16 protein-coding genes are annotated in these 15360 nt (G+C 59.1%); 8 read left to right on the plus strand and 8 right to left on the minus strand.

Features of this window, described 5'->3' with window-relative positions; genetic code table 11:
* The first annotated feature begins 153 nt into the window (after positions 1–153).
* From AB4Z20_RS00670 to AB4Z20_RS00680, 3 genes are all read left to right on the plus strand, one after another.
* Positions 154–1161 carry a methionine ABC transporter ATP-binding protein gene (locus tag AB4Z20_RS00670; protein ID WP_024617176.1) on the plus strand — a complete coding sequence of 336 codons (1008 nt, stop codon included), beginning with the start codon at positions 154–156 and terminating at the stop codon, positions 1159–1161.
* Positions 1161–1835 (plus strand): methionine ABC transporter permease, encoded by a 675-nt coding sequence (locus AB4Z20_RS00675; protein WP_003196204.1) that lies wholly within the window; start codon positions 1161–1163, stop codon positions 1833–1835. The genes AB4Z20_RS00670 and AB4Z20_RS00675 overlap by 1 nt, the downstream gene beginning before the upstream one ends.
* A gap of 79 nt (positions 1836–1914) precedes the next feature.
* Positions 1915–2688, plus strand: a complete 774-nt coding sequence (locus AB4Z20_RS00680; RefSeq protein ID WP_253470597.1) for a MetQ/NlpA family ABC transporter substrate-binding protein — start codon at positions 1915–1917, stop codon at positions 2686–2688.
* A 102-nt stretch (positions 2689–2790) separates the two neighbouring features.
* Here the strand turns inward: AB4Z20_RS00680 and AB4Z20_RS00685 are convergent, their stop codons facing one another.
* Complete coding sequence (locus AB4Z20_RS00685) at positions 2791–3150, minus strand: DUF6124 family protein (protein WP_442089132.1); 360 nt, start codon at positions 3148–3150, stop codon at positions 2791–2793.
* A gap of 672 nt (positions 3151–3822) precedes the next feature.
* Positions 3823–4170, minus strand: a complete 348-nt coding sequence (locus AB4Z20_RS00690) for a DUF6124 family protein (protein ID WP_442089133.1) — start codon at positions 4168–4170, stop codon at positions 3823–3825.
* Between the two features lie 555 nt (positions 4171–4725).
* Here AB4Z20_RS00690 and AB4Z20_RS00695 point away from each other — a divergent pair.
* From AB4Z20_RS00695 to AB4Z20_RS00705, 3 genes are all read left to right on the plus strand, one after another.
* Entirely contained in the window at positions 4726–5283 is a 558-nt protein-coding gene (locus AB4Z20_RS00695; protein ID WP_442089134.1) for a hypothetical protein, read from the plus strand.
* A gap of 127 nt (positions 5284–5410) precedes the next feature.
* Complete coding sequence (locus AB4Z20_RS00700; RefSeq protein WP_033062452.1) at positions 5411–5785, plus strand: lysozyme inhibitor LprI family protein; 375 nt, start codon at positions 5411–5413, stop codon at positions 5783–5785.
* A gap of 241 nt (positions 5786–6026) precedes the next feature.
* A complete protein-coding gene (locus tag AB4Z20_RS00705; RefSeq protein WP_442089135.1) occupies positions 6027–7151 on the plus strand; it encodes a diguanylate cyclase in 1125 nt (374 codons plus the stop codon).
* A 108-nt stretch (positions 7152–7259) separates the two neighbouring features.
* On the opposite strand, the gene AB4Z20_RS00710 is transcribed toward AB4Z20_RS00705, so the two are convergent.
* From AB4Z20_RS00710 to AB4Z20_RS00735, 6 genes are all read right to left on the minus strand, one after another.
* A complete protein-coding gene (locus AB4Z20_RS00710) occupies positions 7260–7625 on the minus strand; it encodes an NIPSNAP family protein (RefSeq protein ID WP_442089136.1) in 366 nt (121 codons plus the stop codon).
* Positions 7626–7786: 161 nt separating this feature from the next.
* Positions 7787–8575 carry an SDR family NAD(P)-dependent oxidoreductase gene (locus tag AB4Z20_RS00715; RefSeq protein WP_214511140.1) on the minus strand — a complete coding sequence of 263 codons (789 nt, stop codon included), beginning with the start codon at positions 8573–8575 and terminating at the stop codon, positions 7787–7789.
* Positions 8576–8739: 164 nt separating this feature from the next.
* Complete coding sequence (locus AB4Z20_RS00720) at positions 8740–9093, minus strand: VOC family protein (protein WP_442089137.1); 354 nt, start codon at positions 9091–9093, stop codon at positions 8740–8742.
* A gap of 54 nt (positions 9094–9147) precedes the next feature.
* Positions 9148–10194: an NAD(P)/FAD-dependent oxidoreductase gene (locus AB4Z20_RS00725; protein ID WP_442089138.1), complete on the minus strand. Its 1047-nt coding sequence runs from the start codon at positions 10192–10194 to the stop codon at positions 9148–9150.
* 590 nt (positions 10195–10784) lie between these two features.
* Positions 10785–11672: a lysophospholipid acyltransferase gene (locus tag AB4Z20_RS00730; protein ID WP_442089139.1), complete on the minus strand. Its 888-nt coding sequence runs from the start codon at positions 11670–11672 to the stop codon at positions 10785–10787.
* 43 nt (positions 11673–11715) lie between these two features.
* The gene (locus AB4Z20_RS00735; RefSeq protein ID WP_442089140.1) at positions 11716–12273 is read right to left on the minus strand and encodes a DNA-3-methyladenine glycosylase I; all 558 of its coding nucleotides are present in this window, start codon (positions 12271–12273) and stop codon (positions 11716–11718) included.
* 81 nt (positions 12274–12354) lie between these two features.
* On the opposite strand from AB4Z20_RS00735, the gene glyQ reads away from it, so the two are divergent.
* Positions 12355–13308, plus strand: a complete 954-nt coding sequence (gene glyQ / locus AB4Z20_RS00740; RefSeq protein ID WP_003177094.1) for a glycine--tRNA ligase subunit alpha — start codon at positions 12355–12357, stop codon at positions 13306–13308.
* A complete protein-coding gene (gene glyS, locus AB4Z20_RS00745; protein ID WP_253470581.1) occupies positions 13305–15356 on the plus strand; it encodes a glycine--tRNA ligase subunit beta in 2052 nt (683 codons plus the stop codon). The genes glyQ and glyS overlap by 4 nt, the downstream gene beginning before the upstream one ends.
* Positions 15357–15360: the final 4 nt, after the last annotated feature.

Genomic DNA, 15360 nt, shown 5'->3' on the forward strand with positions numbered 1-15360 from the left:
GGCCGTGTTCCTTTTTTATGGCCTTTGATCGCGTTATTGCCAAATGAAAGGTCTGATCGCAAATAAATGCTAAGAACCTCTATACGGACAGGCTAAAATGCGCGCCCGGCTAACCGCTGATCCTTTTCCAACGCGCCCCACAAGGTTCGCTACGTGATCGAGTTTCAAGACGTCCATAAAACCTACCGGGTCGCCGGTAGGGATATCCCCGCCCTGCATCCGACCAGTCTGACGATTGAGAACGGTCAGGTCTTCGGCCTGATTGGCCATTCCGGTGCGGGAAAAAGTACCCTGCTGCGCCTGATCAATCGCCTGGAAGACTCCACGGGCGGCAAGATCATCGTCGACGGCGAGGAAGTCACCGCCCTGGACGCCAGCGGCCTGCGCCGCTTCCGCCAGCAAGTCGGGATGATTTTCCAGCACTTCAACCTGCTGGCGTCCAAGACCGTGGCCGACAACGTGGCGCTGCCACTGACGCTGGCCGGCGAATTGTCCCGCAGCGAAATCGACCAGCGCGTCGCCGAGTTGCTGGCGCGGGTGGGCCTGTCCGACCACGCCAAGAAATACCCGGCGCAATTGTCCGGCGGACAGAAGCAGCGCGTCGGCATCGCCCGCGCCCTGGCGACCAAACCCAAGATTTTGCTGTGCGACGAGGCCACCAGCGCCCTCGACCCACAGACCACCGCCTCGGTGCTGCAACTGCTGGCGGAAATCAACCGCGAGTTGAAGCTGACCATCGTGCTGATTACCCATGAAATGGACGTGATCCGCCGCGTTTGCGATCAAGTGGCCGTGATGGACGCCGGCGTGATCGTCGAGCAAGGCCCGGTGGCCCAGGTGTTCCTGCACCCCAAGCACCCGACCACCAAGCGTTTCGTCCAGGAAGACGAGCAGATCGACGAAAGCGAACAGCGCGACGATTTCGCTCACGTCCCAGGCCGCATCGTGCGTCTGACGTTCCAGGGCGACGCGACCTACGCGCCGTTGCTCGGCACCATCGCCCGGGAAACCGGCGTGGACTACAGCATCCTGGCCGGTCGTATCGACCGCATCAAAGACACCCCCTACGGGCAACTGACCCTCGCCATCACCGGCGGTGACATGGAGGCGGCGTTTGCCCGCTTCACCGCGGCCGATGTCCACATGGAGGTGCTGCGCTAATGGAACTGTTGAGTTCGTTCTTCTCCAACATCGACTGGCTGGAAATCTGGCTGGCGACGGGCGACACCTTCCTGATGCTGTTCGGTTCGCTGTTGTTCACCGTGCTGCTCGGCCTGCCCCTGGGCGTGCTGCTGTTCCTGTGCAGCCCGCGCCAGTTGCTCGAAGCCCGGGGCGTTTATGCGCTGCTGTCGCTGATCGTGAACATCCTGCGCTCGCTGCCGTTCATCATCCTGTTGATCGTGATGATCCCGTTCACGGTATTGATTACTGGCACCTCGTTGGGCGTAGCCGGCGCGATCCCACCGCTGGTGGTCGGCGCCACACCGTTCTTCGCCCGCCTGGTGGAAACCGCCCTGCGCGAAGTCGACCGCGGCATCATCGAAGCGACCCAAGCCATGGGCGCAACGACGCGGCAGATCATCGTCAACGCCTTGCTGCCGGAAGCCCGTCCGGGCATTTTTGCAGCGATTACGGTGACAGCGATTACGCTTGTGTCCTACACGGCCATGGCCGGTGTAGTCGGCGCTGGTGGTTTGGGCGACCTGGCGATCCGCTTCGGTTACCAGCGTTTCCAGACCGACGTCATGGTGGTCACGGTGGTGTTGCTGCTGGTGCTGGTGCAGGTCCTGCAAACCGTGGGCGACAAACTGGTTGTGCATTTCTCTAGAAAATAAGGCCTCGCGGCCAATAAACCATGAGCCGGCCATTCGCTGGCAGGCGCCAAGAGCAGGCGCCCCACAAGGAGTTAGCTGAATGAAGAAACTACTGGTTGCCTTCGCTGCCGCCGCAGCGTTTTCCGCCCACGCCGCCGACACCCTGACCGTCGCGGCCACCCCAGTCCCGCACGCGGAAATCCTCGAATTCGTCAAACCGGCATTGGCCAAAGAAGGCGTGGACCTCAAGGTCAAAGTCTTCACCGACTACATCCAGCCGAACGTACAAGTTGCGGAAAAGCGCCTGGACGCCAACTTCTTCCAACACCAGCCGTACCTGGATGAGTTCAACAAAGCCAAGGGCACGCACCTGGTGAGCGTGGCCGGTGTGCACCTGGAACCACTGGGCGCGTACTCCAGCAAGTACAAGGCACTGACAGAACTGCCGGGCGGCGCCAACGTGGTGATCCCGAACGACGCCACCAACGGCGGCCGTGCGCTGTTGCTGCTGGCGAAGGCTGGGGTGATCAAGCTGAAGGATTCGAACAACATCCTGTCGACGACCAAGGACATTGTTGAGAACCCGAAGGATCTGAAATTCCGTGAACTGGAAGCAGCGACCATTCCGCGGGTGCTGACCCAGGTGGACCTGGCGTTGATCAATACCAACTATGCGTTGGAAGCCAAGCTTGATCCTTCCAAGGATGCGCTGGTCATCGAAGGTAACGACTCGCCTTATGTGAACATCCTGGTGGCTCGTGAGGATGATAAGGACAGTGAGGCGATGAAGAAGCTGGTGGCGGCGTTGCATAGCCCGGAAGTGAAGGCTTTTATTCTTGAGAAGTACAAAGGCGCGGTTTTGCCGGCGTTTTGATCTGATCGGGTGGTGAAAAAAACGGGGCTGCGTGGGAATGCAGGCCCGTTTTTTTATGCTCGGAAATGTGCGGCGTCACGGAAAGGCCCGCAAGATCACGGGCTAACGCGGATCAACGTTATCCAACACCCGATTCGCCAGCAATGAACTCAATTCGATCAATTGCTGGATACCGAGAAGGATGTGACGACGCGGTCCTTCCAGGTCGAAGGCCAGGTTGCTGACCATCGCGTCGGCTGCCGCCAGGGTTTCGCTGAGGTTGGCGAGGAGGGATTCGTTGTCGGCGTTTTTTGCGACGGTGAAGAGCTGGCCCGGTTGGGACGCATCTTCGGACTTTTCCGGTTTTGGTAGCAGGTAGTGATCCAAGACGCGTTTGGTGGCTTCGTCGTGTTTCTTGGCTTTGGATTTGGTTCGCGGGGAAGCTTGGTCCGCCTCTGGCGGATTCGGTGTAGGTTTGAACATGTACTAAGTCTTATAGGTGAAGCCGCAACCCTCTAGCTACTAAACAAGGGGTGGCAGCTGTACGCAGGTTAGTAGACCGGGGACTTAGCAAGCCGGCGCGCCCGAGAGCGCCCTGCGCACAACCGCCATCAAATACAGGCATGGAGATACCTGACTGATAGAGCTTTGCACCTTACTAAATACCTCGGGCTACTAAACCCGACCACTGATGGGCAGTGGCAGGGAAACGATAGAACCCAGGAACAAGGCGCACAAGCGGGCGGATTCTGGCGTAGTTGTAGGTAATGGCGCAAGGATGTGTAGCTTGAGGGAAGGATCACGCCAGCGGAATAAACAGGGCTTGGTTTTGGCCCGTAAATTGGGGCTAGACGGGTTTGCGGTTGGGGTTTGAAGTGGGTGATGCGGTTTTGTCTGTAGGCATTTTTCGGGGTGGATGGGGGCTGCTTTGCAGCCCAGCGGGAGCAAGCTCTCACGGAACAAATTGCAACCATGTGGTTTTTAAGGCTGAAAATACATATCGATCGTTCCCACGCTCCTGCCTGGGAATGTCGCCAGGGACGCTCCGCGTTCCGCTTCTGGAAGGTGACGCAGAGCGTCACGGGATGCATTCCCACGCAGAGCGTGGGAACGATCAAATATGTTGGGTTCGCTTTTGGGAAGGATGTTTATCTGCTATCGCGGATCAACGTTATCCAACACCCGGTTCGCCAGCAATGAACTCAATTCAATCAACTGCTGGATGCCGAGGAGGATGTGACGGCGAGGACCTTCCAGGTCGAAGGCCAGGTTGCTGACCATCGCGTCGGCTGCCACCAGGGTTTCGCTGAGGTTGGCGAGGAGGGATTCGTTGTCGGCGTTTTTTGCGACGGTGAAGAGCTGGCCCGGTTGGGACGCATCTTCGGACTTTTCCGGTTTTGGTAGAAGGTAGTAATCCAAGGCGCGATTGGTGGCTTCGTCGTGCTTTTTGGCCTTGGATTTGGCGTGGCCTGTCTCTGGTGGGTTCGGAGTAGGTTTGAACATTGGGACTTTCCTATAGTAGGGCCGCCACCATCTCGCTACTAAACGAAAGGAGGCAGCTGTGCGCAAGTTAGTAGACCGGTAAAGTCACCAAACCCGGCGCGCCCGAAGGCGCCTTGCGCACAGCCACCATCAAGTGCAGGCAAACGCCTGACTGGATGACACTCATGCAACCGTAGATGACTAACCGAGCTACTAAACCCGACCACTGATGGGCAGTGGCAGGGAAACGATAGAACCCAGGGACAAGGCGCACAAGCGGGCGGATTCTGGCGTAGTTGTAGGTAATGGCGCAAGGATGTGTAGCTTGAGGGAAGGATCACGTCAGCGGAATAAACAGGGCTTGGTTTTGGCCCGTAAATTGGGGCTAGACGGGTTTGCGGCTGGGTTTTGAAGTGGGTGGGGCTGCTTCGCAACCCAGCGGGAGCAAGCTCCCTCGCCACGAATGTTGGCCGGCTTGGGGATGCCTCGCTCGATACGTGATGGTTGCTGTCTTTCGATCCGAACAGGGGGGCGGAGGGCAGAATAAACTTGCCCCTTTTCTATCCGAATGCACTCATGAATTCATTACGCGAAGACAATCGAAAGCGCTTGATACGACTCATCGACCAGATCCCTGTTGATGAGAACCCCGAGGGTTGGACCCATGTTGCTTCGATAGCCGTCGGCGGGCTGCTATCGGTAGGGTTTTCGCAAAAAGGTCCCTACTTGCTGGTCGTCTCAAGCTCGGGTCGGAGTGTGGTGCACTGCGACACAGGCGAAAAAATTGAGCGCGACTATGAAGAATATGCGGGCTTGAGCGAGCTTGGGTTGCATTGCCAGGGCATTGGCGTGATCGCCGATGAAGTCATATCGCTGTGTGGCATACAGGGCGGTGGCTTGCCAACCGGCAACATCGCCGGAGAAGGACTGGAGTTGGTTTCCCCGGATTGGCCTGAAAACAGCCTTATCCTGAGCAAACCCTTCAAAAATGCGCTGATTAAGGGTCACCAAGCAGATTGCACGGTGATCTACAGGGACCACGTGCGGGCGTTCGGATTCTCCTGGTGTGGGAACTACATCGTTGCGGCGTGCGGCAGCGACCTCGATCTTTGGTCGAGAAAGTCAAAGTTGTAACGAAAGGCCGTCGCCGGCAGCGCGGCGGTCGAGGGCGTTGCAGTTGTGCTTCATTGTTCTACAACCCCCATGATAAATTCCCAGCCGCGACCTCTAATCAATAGAGGGCATTCAGGGAGAGAAGTAAGTGATCAAGTCTTTGTTGGTTGGGGCATTGCTGGCAATGGCATCAGCATCGGCATCTGCGATGAGTTGCGATAACCCTAGAAACGCCTATGACAGAACCTATTGCGCGTCGCTGAAAATGGTTCAGTCGGATCAGGACATCAATGATCAATACAAGAAGACGATGAGTGCGCTGAACCCGGATCAAAAGAAAAAAGTGAAAGCCGCTCAAATCCAGTGGATCAAAAATCGTGACAGCGCCTGTTCCAACGATGGCCTGCTCTACCTGGACTGTGCCAACGAGAAGACCGAGGCGCGTATCGTCATACTCAAAGCTGTCGAGCGCGAGTGCCGTGCTGCCGGTTGCGATGACGCCAAGCTGTCGCAAGTCGAGTAACCCGTAACAACTTGCCCTCGCTGAAAAACCCGACGTAACGCGTCGGGTTTTTCTTTGGCGGGTTCACCCGCTACCGCAGCTCGACGCTTCGCAGCCCAGCGGGAGCAAGCTCCCTCGCCACGGGGGTTGTGTTCCTGCATAACGTTTGGGGATAAATCCCCTCGTCACAGTAATTCAGTTGTTTACGGTAATGGCAGGGTGCCACAATCGTTTTTTGTCGCGTCATAACCAGGTGGTTCAAATGTATGGCCCAAGATTGCGCAATGGCCAGGATTTTGTAATAGCCGAGCAGGTGCGCACCGACCGATTGCAGCAGCTGTTTCGCCAATCCGTTTCTGCGGTTTTTGGTAGCTACCTTGCCGCCATCATGCTGAGTTGGCTGTGTTGGGATCGTTTTGAGCACGGCGCTATTTTTTGGTGGATGGCCATCCTGACCGCATCGACGCTGTTGCGTATCGCGATGTTCGTTGCCTATTTCCGCAGCGACGAAAGTCAGCGCACGCCTCAACGGTGGGAGCGCAAATACTGGGTCACCCTGGTGCTATCCGCCAGCATCTGGGGCGGCGGCGCGTTCGTTCTCATGCCAGCGGACGATCTGTTGTCGCAGGCGTTGGTCATGCTCTTTACGGTCGGCATGTCGGTCAGCGCGGTGTCCTGCTACTCGGCCTATCGCGATATGACACTGGTCTCCATTGGCGTGGTGCTGTTGCCGTGCACGATCTGGCTGCTGTTTCAACCGTCCCCGACTCAAGTCGGCATGGCCCTTTCGATTCTGGTGTTCGCGGCATTTGCGGCCCGCGCCACGAACAAAATGTCCCAGGCACTGGAAATCGCCTTTCGACTCACCCGTGAAATGGAACAGGCGAACAGCATTTCAACCCGCGCCGCTCAAACCGATGAACTGACCGGCCTGAAGAGTCGACGGGCGTTTTTCGAGCATGCCCAGCAGCTTTACAACGAATGTAAGGCCAACCGGTTGGGGTTGTGCGCGGTCATGTTGGACATGGATCACTTCAAGCACATCAACGACACCTACGGCCATCAGGTCGGCGATCAGGTTTTGCGCCAGATGGGGGCGGTCATCAGTTCGTCGTTTCGGGCAACGGATATCCACGGTCGGCTCGGTGGCGAAGAGTTCGCTATTTTGCTTCCGGACACGTCCATTGAGGTTGCCACCCAGATTGCAGAACTGCTCGTCGATACGATTGCGGGTTTGATGATCGAGCCTGTTCACTGCATAACCGCCAGCCTTGGCGTGGCATCGACGGAGGCCTGTAACAAGGATCTTCACAGCTTGATGAACGATGCGGATAAAGCCCTGTATCGGGCGAAGGCGTTGGGGCGTAATCGAGTGGCTGTTGCTTAGTCGGGTTGGCTTTGCCCAGAGCGAAACCAAAAAACCGCCAATTTGGCGGTCTTTAGTACTTTTCCCTGATCCCGAGTTTGCTACAAGGCCTGCCTTTGTCGATCTCAGCTACGCGGATCGAACTTCGGCTCTAGATAGATCTACGCAAGCTCTGATGGCATCAATTGCGTCTTGAGCGAGCGCCAGAACTGTCGTTGTACTGATTTCAATCCGATTGATAATGTCTTCTCTCGGGCCCTGTTTCCAGGCAGCGCTTGCGTAAAAAGCCTCTTGAGATACTTGGCGATGGCTCTCGCTTTCATAGGAGCGAATCAGGTGATAGCTGTCACTATCGTGTAATGAGCAGCCATACGAAACAACGTCTATGCCCGCTTCCAGGTGAAGCGGAACACTTACGCTCTGCATTATTTGATGAAAGTCCAATCCCGATCCTGGCTTTAAGGTGTACATCAGGATTTCAATAATTCGAGTCATTCCAAGTCTTCCATGTGGAGTTCCAACGTGAGTAAGCCATAGCCTGAAGACGCATGCGATTTGTGGCGAGGGAGCTTGCTCCCGCTCGGCGGCGCAGCCGTCGTCAATCGGCCGGCGCGGTTTTCCCGGAAGCAGGCTCCCACTTGTAGCAATGCACTCCGCTAAATGATGCTATCCACCACCCCACCATCAACCCGCAGCGCCGCGCCAGTGGTGGCCGAGGCCTGTTCCGAGCTGGCGTAGATGATCATGTTGGCGACTTCCTCGACGCGTGCCGCGCGCTGGATGATCGAGGTGCTGCGGTGCTGATTGACGAAGTCTGCCGCGACCTTTTCCAGGCTGTCCCCGGTGCGCTCGACGTCTGCCTGGAGCATCTGGGCAACGCCCTCGGAAAGTGTGGGCCCAGGCAGCACCGAGTTTACCGTCACGCCGGTGCCGGCGAGGCGCTTGGCCAGGCCGCGAGCAATTGAGAGTTGGGCGGTTTTGGTGAAGCCGTAGTGGATCATGTCAGCGGGAATGTTTACGCCGGATTCCGACGAGACAAACACGATCCGCCCCCAACCGCGCTCGACCATCCCGGGCGCGTAGGCCCTGGAAACACGCACGCCGGACATCACGTTGGTTTCGAAGAAGCGCTGCCATTCGCTGTCCGGCGTCTCGAAAAAGTCTTCCAGTTTGAAAATGCCCAGGTTGTTGATGACGATGTCGAAGCGTGGGTATTTGGCGATCAGTGCCTGGCAGCCCGGCGCGTTGCTCAGATCGCCAACGAAGCCATCAGCCCTTGAAGCGAGGGCGCCCAAGCGCTGCAGCGCGTCCTCCACGCTGCTCCCGCTGCGACCGTTGATAACGACGTGGGCGCCGGCTTCCAGGAAGCCTTTGGCTGTCGCGAAACCGATACCGCTGGTGGATCCAGTGACCAACACGTGACGGCCGGTGAAGTCGATGTTCATGAGGGGGACTCCTTGATTAATGAACCAGAGGAAGTGCGATATTGCTGACTGGACGGTAGTCCGACGGATTTAGAGATGGCTTTGCATCCCAACATCGCCGATATCGCAGGCCCTTAATCATGGACACGATTGAGGCTTTGCGCCTCCTCGTGATCAATCAACCATCAGGAAGGCGACCACACCGCCAGCTCATAGCCATCCGGATCGATAAAGTGGAAACGTCGGCCACCCGGGAAAGCGAACACTTCACGGCTGATGGTCGCTCCTGTGGCCTTGAGCCTGAGTTGGGTAGCCTCAAGGTCATCCGCGTACAAGATGATCAACGGGCCGCCCGGGCGCACCGGTTCACCGGTCGTGAAGCCACCGGTCAGGCGACCGTCGCTGAACTCGGTATAGGTCGGGCCGTAGTCGACGAAACTCCAGCCGAACACGCTTGCATAGAAGGCTTTGCTGCGGGCGATGTCGCTGACATTGAACTCGATGTTATCGATCTGACGGTCTTTACCTTGAATGCCCATTGACGCTTCCTTGGCTGATTTGGGAGTAAGCGAGCTTAGGCCATTCAACCCTCACTAAGCTTGGAAAAAACGACTTGGGCGGCAGGGGTTGAGGGCAGGGCAAGCCTTGTCGCCGACGATCTCTTCACTGGCCAGACGACCCACGATCGCGGCCAGGGTTACGCCGGGGTGCATGACGCACACGTATACGCCGCCAACCTGCGGAAGATAACCAATGATGGGGATGTCATCGGCAGGCATTGGTCTGTATCCGACACGAACCGATTGCAGATCCAGGGAGACAACACCGTGGAGCTCGCTTTTGATGGCGTTGGCGGTGCGCAGCGCGATCCCCGATGGTTGGTTCTCCAGGGCGTCGTCCAGGTAATCTTCGGCCGCCAGCAACGCACCCTCCGGGGTTTGCCTCACTTCCATTTCAGGGCTGGAGATGAGGGTGCGTACCAGGTTGGGTGGCGAGGTGTAGCGGATGAAAATTGCCGGGGAGGCGTCTATGGGCAGGCAAACTTCAAGCAGGTCGGTCAGCTTCGTGATGCCTGTACCGGCTGCCAATACGACGATATCGGCTTCGATGACGCCCGCGGCGGTTTCGACGCCCAATACGGTGGAACCCCGGGTTTTAAAGCCGAGAACCGGCGTTTGAGTGAGCACTTTCGCGCCATTCGCTTGAGCACCGGCGATCAGCGCATGGGTTGCCGCTACCGCGTCCAGTGCTCCTTGATCTGCCGCATACGAAGCCTGTTGAGGAGGGTTCTTGAGGTTTGGCTCAAGTTCACGGATCTGTGATTGGGATATTCGGTTTGCCGTAGCTGTTGAACTCGCGCCGTAAGAGAGGGCGCCAGTCCATTGGATCTTCAGGCCGGGCAGCTGTGTTTCGAGTCGGCGGTATTCCTGGATGGCAGCACCGCGCAATGGCGCAATGGGGTCGGGTTCGTCATGGGAGGTGTTGATCCAGGCGAATGAGCTGCCGGTCACGCCTGACGCGATGCCTTCGGCCTCGACTACCGTGACTTTCGCGCCTTGGGTCGCCAGATGGTAGGCCAGGGATGCGCCTACGATGCCCGCACCAATGACGATAACGCGTTTGCCTGGACCGCTATCCATTCGGCCTCCGTTGGGTTTGCCTGGGGGAATACGTTAGCTCGGTTGGGGCTGCTGCGCAGCCCAGCGGGAGCAAGCTCCCTCGCCACTGGAGGGTCGGGTCAGTTAGTTAGGCTGCGGCTGTCAGGGCGCCATCGCGAGCAAGCTCGCTCCCACAGGAATTGGGGGATGGATGCGATGGCTGTGAACAGACCCGGAAAAACTGTGGGAGCTGAGCTTGCTCGCGATAGCGGTGGGCCTGCTTGCATCGATGTTGGATGTGCCGCCGCTATCGCGAGCAGGCTCGGCTCCCACAGGGATTGGGGGATGGATGCGATGGCTGTGAACAGACCCGGAAAAACTGTGGGAGCTGAGCTTGCTCGCGATGGCGGTGGGTCTGCTTGCATCGATGTTGGATGTGCCGCGGTCATCGCGAGCAAGCTCGGCTCCCACAGGGGTTGGGGGATGGATGCGATGGCTGTGAGCAAACCCGAAAACTGTGGGAGCTGAGCTTGCTCGCGATAGCGGTGGGTCTGCTTGCATCGATGTTGGATGTGCCGCCGCCATCGCGAGCAAGCTCGGCTCCCACAGGGGTTGGGGATGGCAACAGGCTTTCAGTACCACCGCGCCTCACCCGGCGGGCGTTTCTTGAAGCGTTTCATGCTCCACATGTATTGGCTCGGGTAGGCCCGCACGTAGCGTTCCACCACTTGGCTCATGGCGGCGCACGAAGTTTCGGTGTCGGTGCTGTACATCGCGTCCGGGGCGGCTTCGAGGATGACTTTGTAGCCGGAGCCATCCGGTAGGCGCAGGGCGTGAAGGAAGACGCCGACCGCTTTGCCGCCGGCGAGCATGTTCGGCACGAACTTGCTGGTCAGGGCCTGGGTGGCGAAGAAGGGCACGAAGATACCGGCGGATTCGGCCGGTTCCGGGTCGGCGGGGATGCCCACCTGGCCGCCCTTGCGTACTTCCTTGATGACACTGAGGATGCCTTCCTTGGTCGATGCGGCGACTTTGTTGCCCAGTTGCACGCGCTGTTTGCGCAGCAATTCATCCACCGCCTTGAGCTTGGGCGGACGGTAGAAAATGATCGGTTTGCACTGGCTGCAATAGAAGTGGTTGAGCACTTCCCAGTTGCCCAGGTGGCTGGTGATGCCGACCACGCCTTTGCCGGAGGCCAGCGCTTCTTTCAGCACCTCCAGGCCTTCGACTTCACGTACCAAATCGATGGAACGCTGGGCCGGCCAGATCCAGGCGCAGGCGCTTTCGGTCAGGGACTTGCCGATGTCCTTGAGGCTCTGGCCCACCAGGCGTTCGCGCTCGGCCGGGTCCATCTCGGGAAAACATTTGGCGAGGTTGATCCGCACCACGTCGCGGGAGCGGTTGGGCAGCTTCCACATGAACCAGCCAATGGCCGAGCCCACCGCTTGCACCGCCCGCCAGGGCAGCAACGCAAACAACCGCAGAGCGCCGACCAGCAAGGCGCCTTTCAACTTATCCACAGGTCACTCCTGAATGTATGGGCCGTGTTGCGAGCCGGCTATTCTAACCGCCGTTTACCAACTCGGCGTAGCGGTCGCAATCCTGGGTGTGGTCCATGACCATGCCCGAGGCTTGCATCAAGGCATAGCAAATGGTCGGCCCGACGAAGGTGAACCCGGCTTTTTTCAAGCCTTTGCTCATCGCCAGCGCCTCGGGCGTGATGGCCGGCACTTCGGTGCGGTCCTTGAAATGATTGATGATGGGTTTGTCGCCCACGAACGACCAGAGAAATGCCACCGGGTCTTCCAACGCCAGCCAGGCCTGGGCATTGCGGCGGGCGGCCTTGAGCTTGAGGCGGTTGCGAATGATGCCGGGGTCGAGCATCAGTTCATCGATTTCGGCGTCGCTCATCTGCGCCACCCGCTGCACATCGAAGCCGTACAGCACCTCCCGGTAGTGCTCGCGTTTGCGCAAAACGGTGATCCAGGACAACCCGGCCTGGAACCCTTCGAGCAAAAGCAACTCGAACAAACCCTGCGCATCGCGCAGCGGCGTGCCCCACTCCTGATCGTGATAAGCCATGTACAACGGATCGTCAGAACACCAAAAGCAGCGTGGCATAAGGCTCCAGGGGGCGTGCGCACGAACGAATCGGGTATACTCCCGCTCTTTAAATCGCAGCCCAAGAAACAGGTGAATTTCGTGAGCCAGCCTACGCCAGCCGTGCGTACCTTCCAAGACTTGATCCTCGCCCTCCAGCAATACTGGGCCGAGCAAGGTTGCGTGGTACTTCAGCCCTACGATATGGAAGTAGGCGCCGGCACTTTCCACACTGCCACGTTTCTGCGTGCCATCGGCCCGGAAACCTGGAACGCCGCTTATGTGCAGCCCAGCCGCCGCCCGACTGACGGCCGCTACGGCGAAAACCCGAACCGTCTGCAGCACTACTACCAGTTCCAGGTCGTGCTGAAGCCGAACCCGGAAAACTTCCAGGAGCTGTACCTGGGCTCGCTCAAGCACGTGGGCCTCGACCCGCTGGTGCACGACATTCGTTTCGTCGAAGACAACTGGGAGTCGCCAACCCTGGGCGCCTGGGGCCTGGGCTGGGAAGTCTGGCTCAACGGCATGGAAGTGACCCAGTTCACCTACTTCCAGCAGGCGGGCGGCATCGAGTGCTACCCGGTCACCGGCGAAATCACCTACGGCCTGGAACGCCTGGCCATGTACCTGCAGGGTGTGGACTCGGTCTACGACCTGGTGTGGGCCGACGGTCCGTTCGGCAAGGTGACCTACGGCGACGTGTTCCACCAGAACGAAGTGGAACAGTCGACCTACAACTTCGAACACGCCAACGTCGAGAAGCTGTTCGAGCTGTTCGATTTCTACGAAAGCGAAGCCAAGCGCCTGATCGAGCTGGACCAGCCGCTGCCGTTGCCGAGCTATGAAATGGTGTTGAAGGCGTCCCATACCTTCAACCTGCTGGATGCACGCCGGGCGATTTCCGTGACCGCGCGCCAGCAATACATCCTGCGTGTGCGCACCCTGGCGCGTTCCGTTGCGCAAGCCTACCTGCTGGCCCGTGCCAAGCTGGGCTTCCCGATGGCGACCCCGGACCTGCGTGATGAAGTGTTGGCTAAGCTGGAGGCTGCACAATGAGTGCTCAAGATTTTCTGGTTGAACTGGGCACCGAAGAACTGCCACCCAAAGCCCTGAACACCCTGGCCGATGCGTTCCTGGCCGGTATCGACAAAGGCCTGCAAGCCGCCGGCCTGGGCTACGAAGCCAAACAGGTGTACGCCGCACCGCGCCGCCTGGCCGTGCTGATCACCGCCCTGGCGACCCAGCAGCCAGACCGCAGCATCAACCTCGACGGCCCGCCACGCCAGGCCGCGTTCGATGCCGACGGCAACCCGACCCAAGCCGCCCTGGGCTTCGCCAAGAAGTGCGGCGTGGACCTGAGCGAAATCGACCAGAGCGGCCCGAAGCTGCGCTACAGCCAGAGCATCAAGGGCAAGCCGACCGCCAGCCTGTTGCCGACCATCGTCGAAGACTCCCTCAATGACTTGCCGATCCCCAAGCGCATGCGCTGGGCCGCGCGCAAGGAAGAGTTCGTGCGTCCAACCCAATGGCTGGTGATGTTGCTCGGTGACCAGGTCATCGATTGCACGATCCTGGCCCAGAAGGCCGGTCGCGATTCCCGCGGTCACCGCTTCCATCACCCACAGAGCGTGCGCATCACCTCGCCGGCCAACTACCTGGCCGACCTGCGTGCCGCCTACGTGCTGGCCGACGCCAACGAGCGCCGCGAACTGATCAGCAAGCGCACCGAAGAGCTGGCCACCCTGCAGGAAGGCACCGCCATCGTGCCGGCCAACCTGCTGGACGAAGTGACCGCGTTGGTGGAATGGCCGGTGCCGCTGGTGTGCTCGTTCGAGGAACGTTTCCTTGAAGTGCCGCAGGAAGCGCTGATCACCACCATGCAGGACAACCAGAAGTATTTCTGCCTGCTGGACGCCGAAGGCAAGTTGCTGCCGCGCTTCATCACGGTCGCCAACATCGAAAGCAAGGACCCGCAGCAGATCATCGCCGGTAACGAAAAAGTCGTTCGCCCGCGCCTGACCGATGCCGAGTTCTTCTTCAAGCAAGACAAGAAGCAGTCGCTGGAAAGCTTCAACGAGCGCCTGCGCAACGTGGTGTTCCAGGAAAAACTCGGCAGCGTCTACGACAAGGCCGAGCGCGTGTCGAAACTGGCGGCGTTCATCGCCCCACGCATCGGCGGCGACGCCCAGCGCGCGGCCCGTGCTGGCATCCTGTCCAAGTGCGACCTGTCCACCGAGATGGTCGGTGAGTTCCCGGAGATGCAAGGCGTCGCCGGTTACTACTACGCCCTCAACGATGGCGAGCCGCAAGACGTGGCCCTGGCACTGAACGAGCAGTACATGCCCCGCGGTGCTGGTGCTGAGCTGCCGACCACCCTGACCGGTGCGGCCGTGGCGATCGCTGACAAGCTCGACACCCTGGTCGGCATCTTCGGTATCGGCATGCTGCCCACCGGCAGCAAAGACCCTTATGCCTTGCGTCGTGCGGCGCTGGGCGTGTTGCGGATCCTGATCGACAAGCAGCTGGACCTGGACCTGAACGACGCCGTGGCATTCGCCGTCAATGCGTTCGGCAGCAAGGTCAAGGCTGCCGGCCTGGCCGATGCCGTGCTGGAATTCATCTTCGACCGCCTGCGTGCGCGTTATGAAGACGAAGGTGTCGAAGTCGCGACCTACCTGTCGGTGCGTGCCCTGAAACCAGGTTCGGCCCTGGACTTCGACCAGCGTGTACAAGCGGTGCAAGCGTTCCGTAAATTGCCGGAAGCGGCAGCGCTGGCGTCGGTGAACAAGCGTGTGTCGAACCTGCTGAGCAAGGCCGAGCCTTCCGTCAAAGCCGTTGAAGCACGTTACTTTGATAATGCCGCCGAGTTTTCGCTCAATTCGGCGATTCAACAGGCGTATGCGTCGGTGCAACCGCTCATGGAAAAACGTGATTATGCCGAGGCACTGGCGCGCCTGGCGGCATTGCGCGAGCCGGTCGATGCGTTCTTTGAAGCCGTGATGGTGAATGCGGACAACGAAGACGTTCGCAAGAATCGTTATGCATTGCTGGCACGCCTGCGCAGCCTGTTCCTCAATATTGCCGATATTTCCGTGCTGGGTTGAGGAG

Origin of the sequence: Pseudomonas sp. KB_12 (assembly GCF_052114545.1) — a bacterium.
Lineage (GTDB): Bacteria > Pseudomonadota > Gammaproteobacteria > Pseudomonadales > Pseudomonadaceae > Aquipseudomonas > Aquipseudomonas brassicacearum.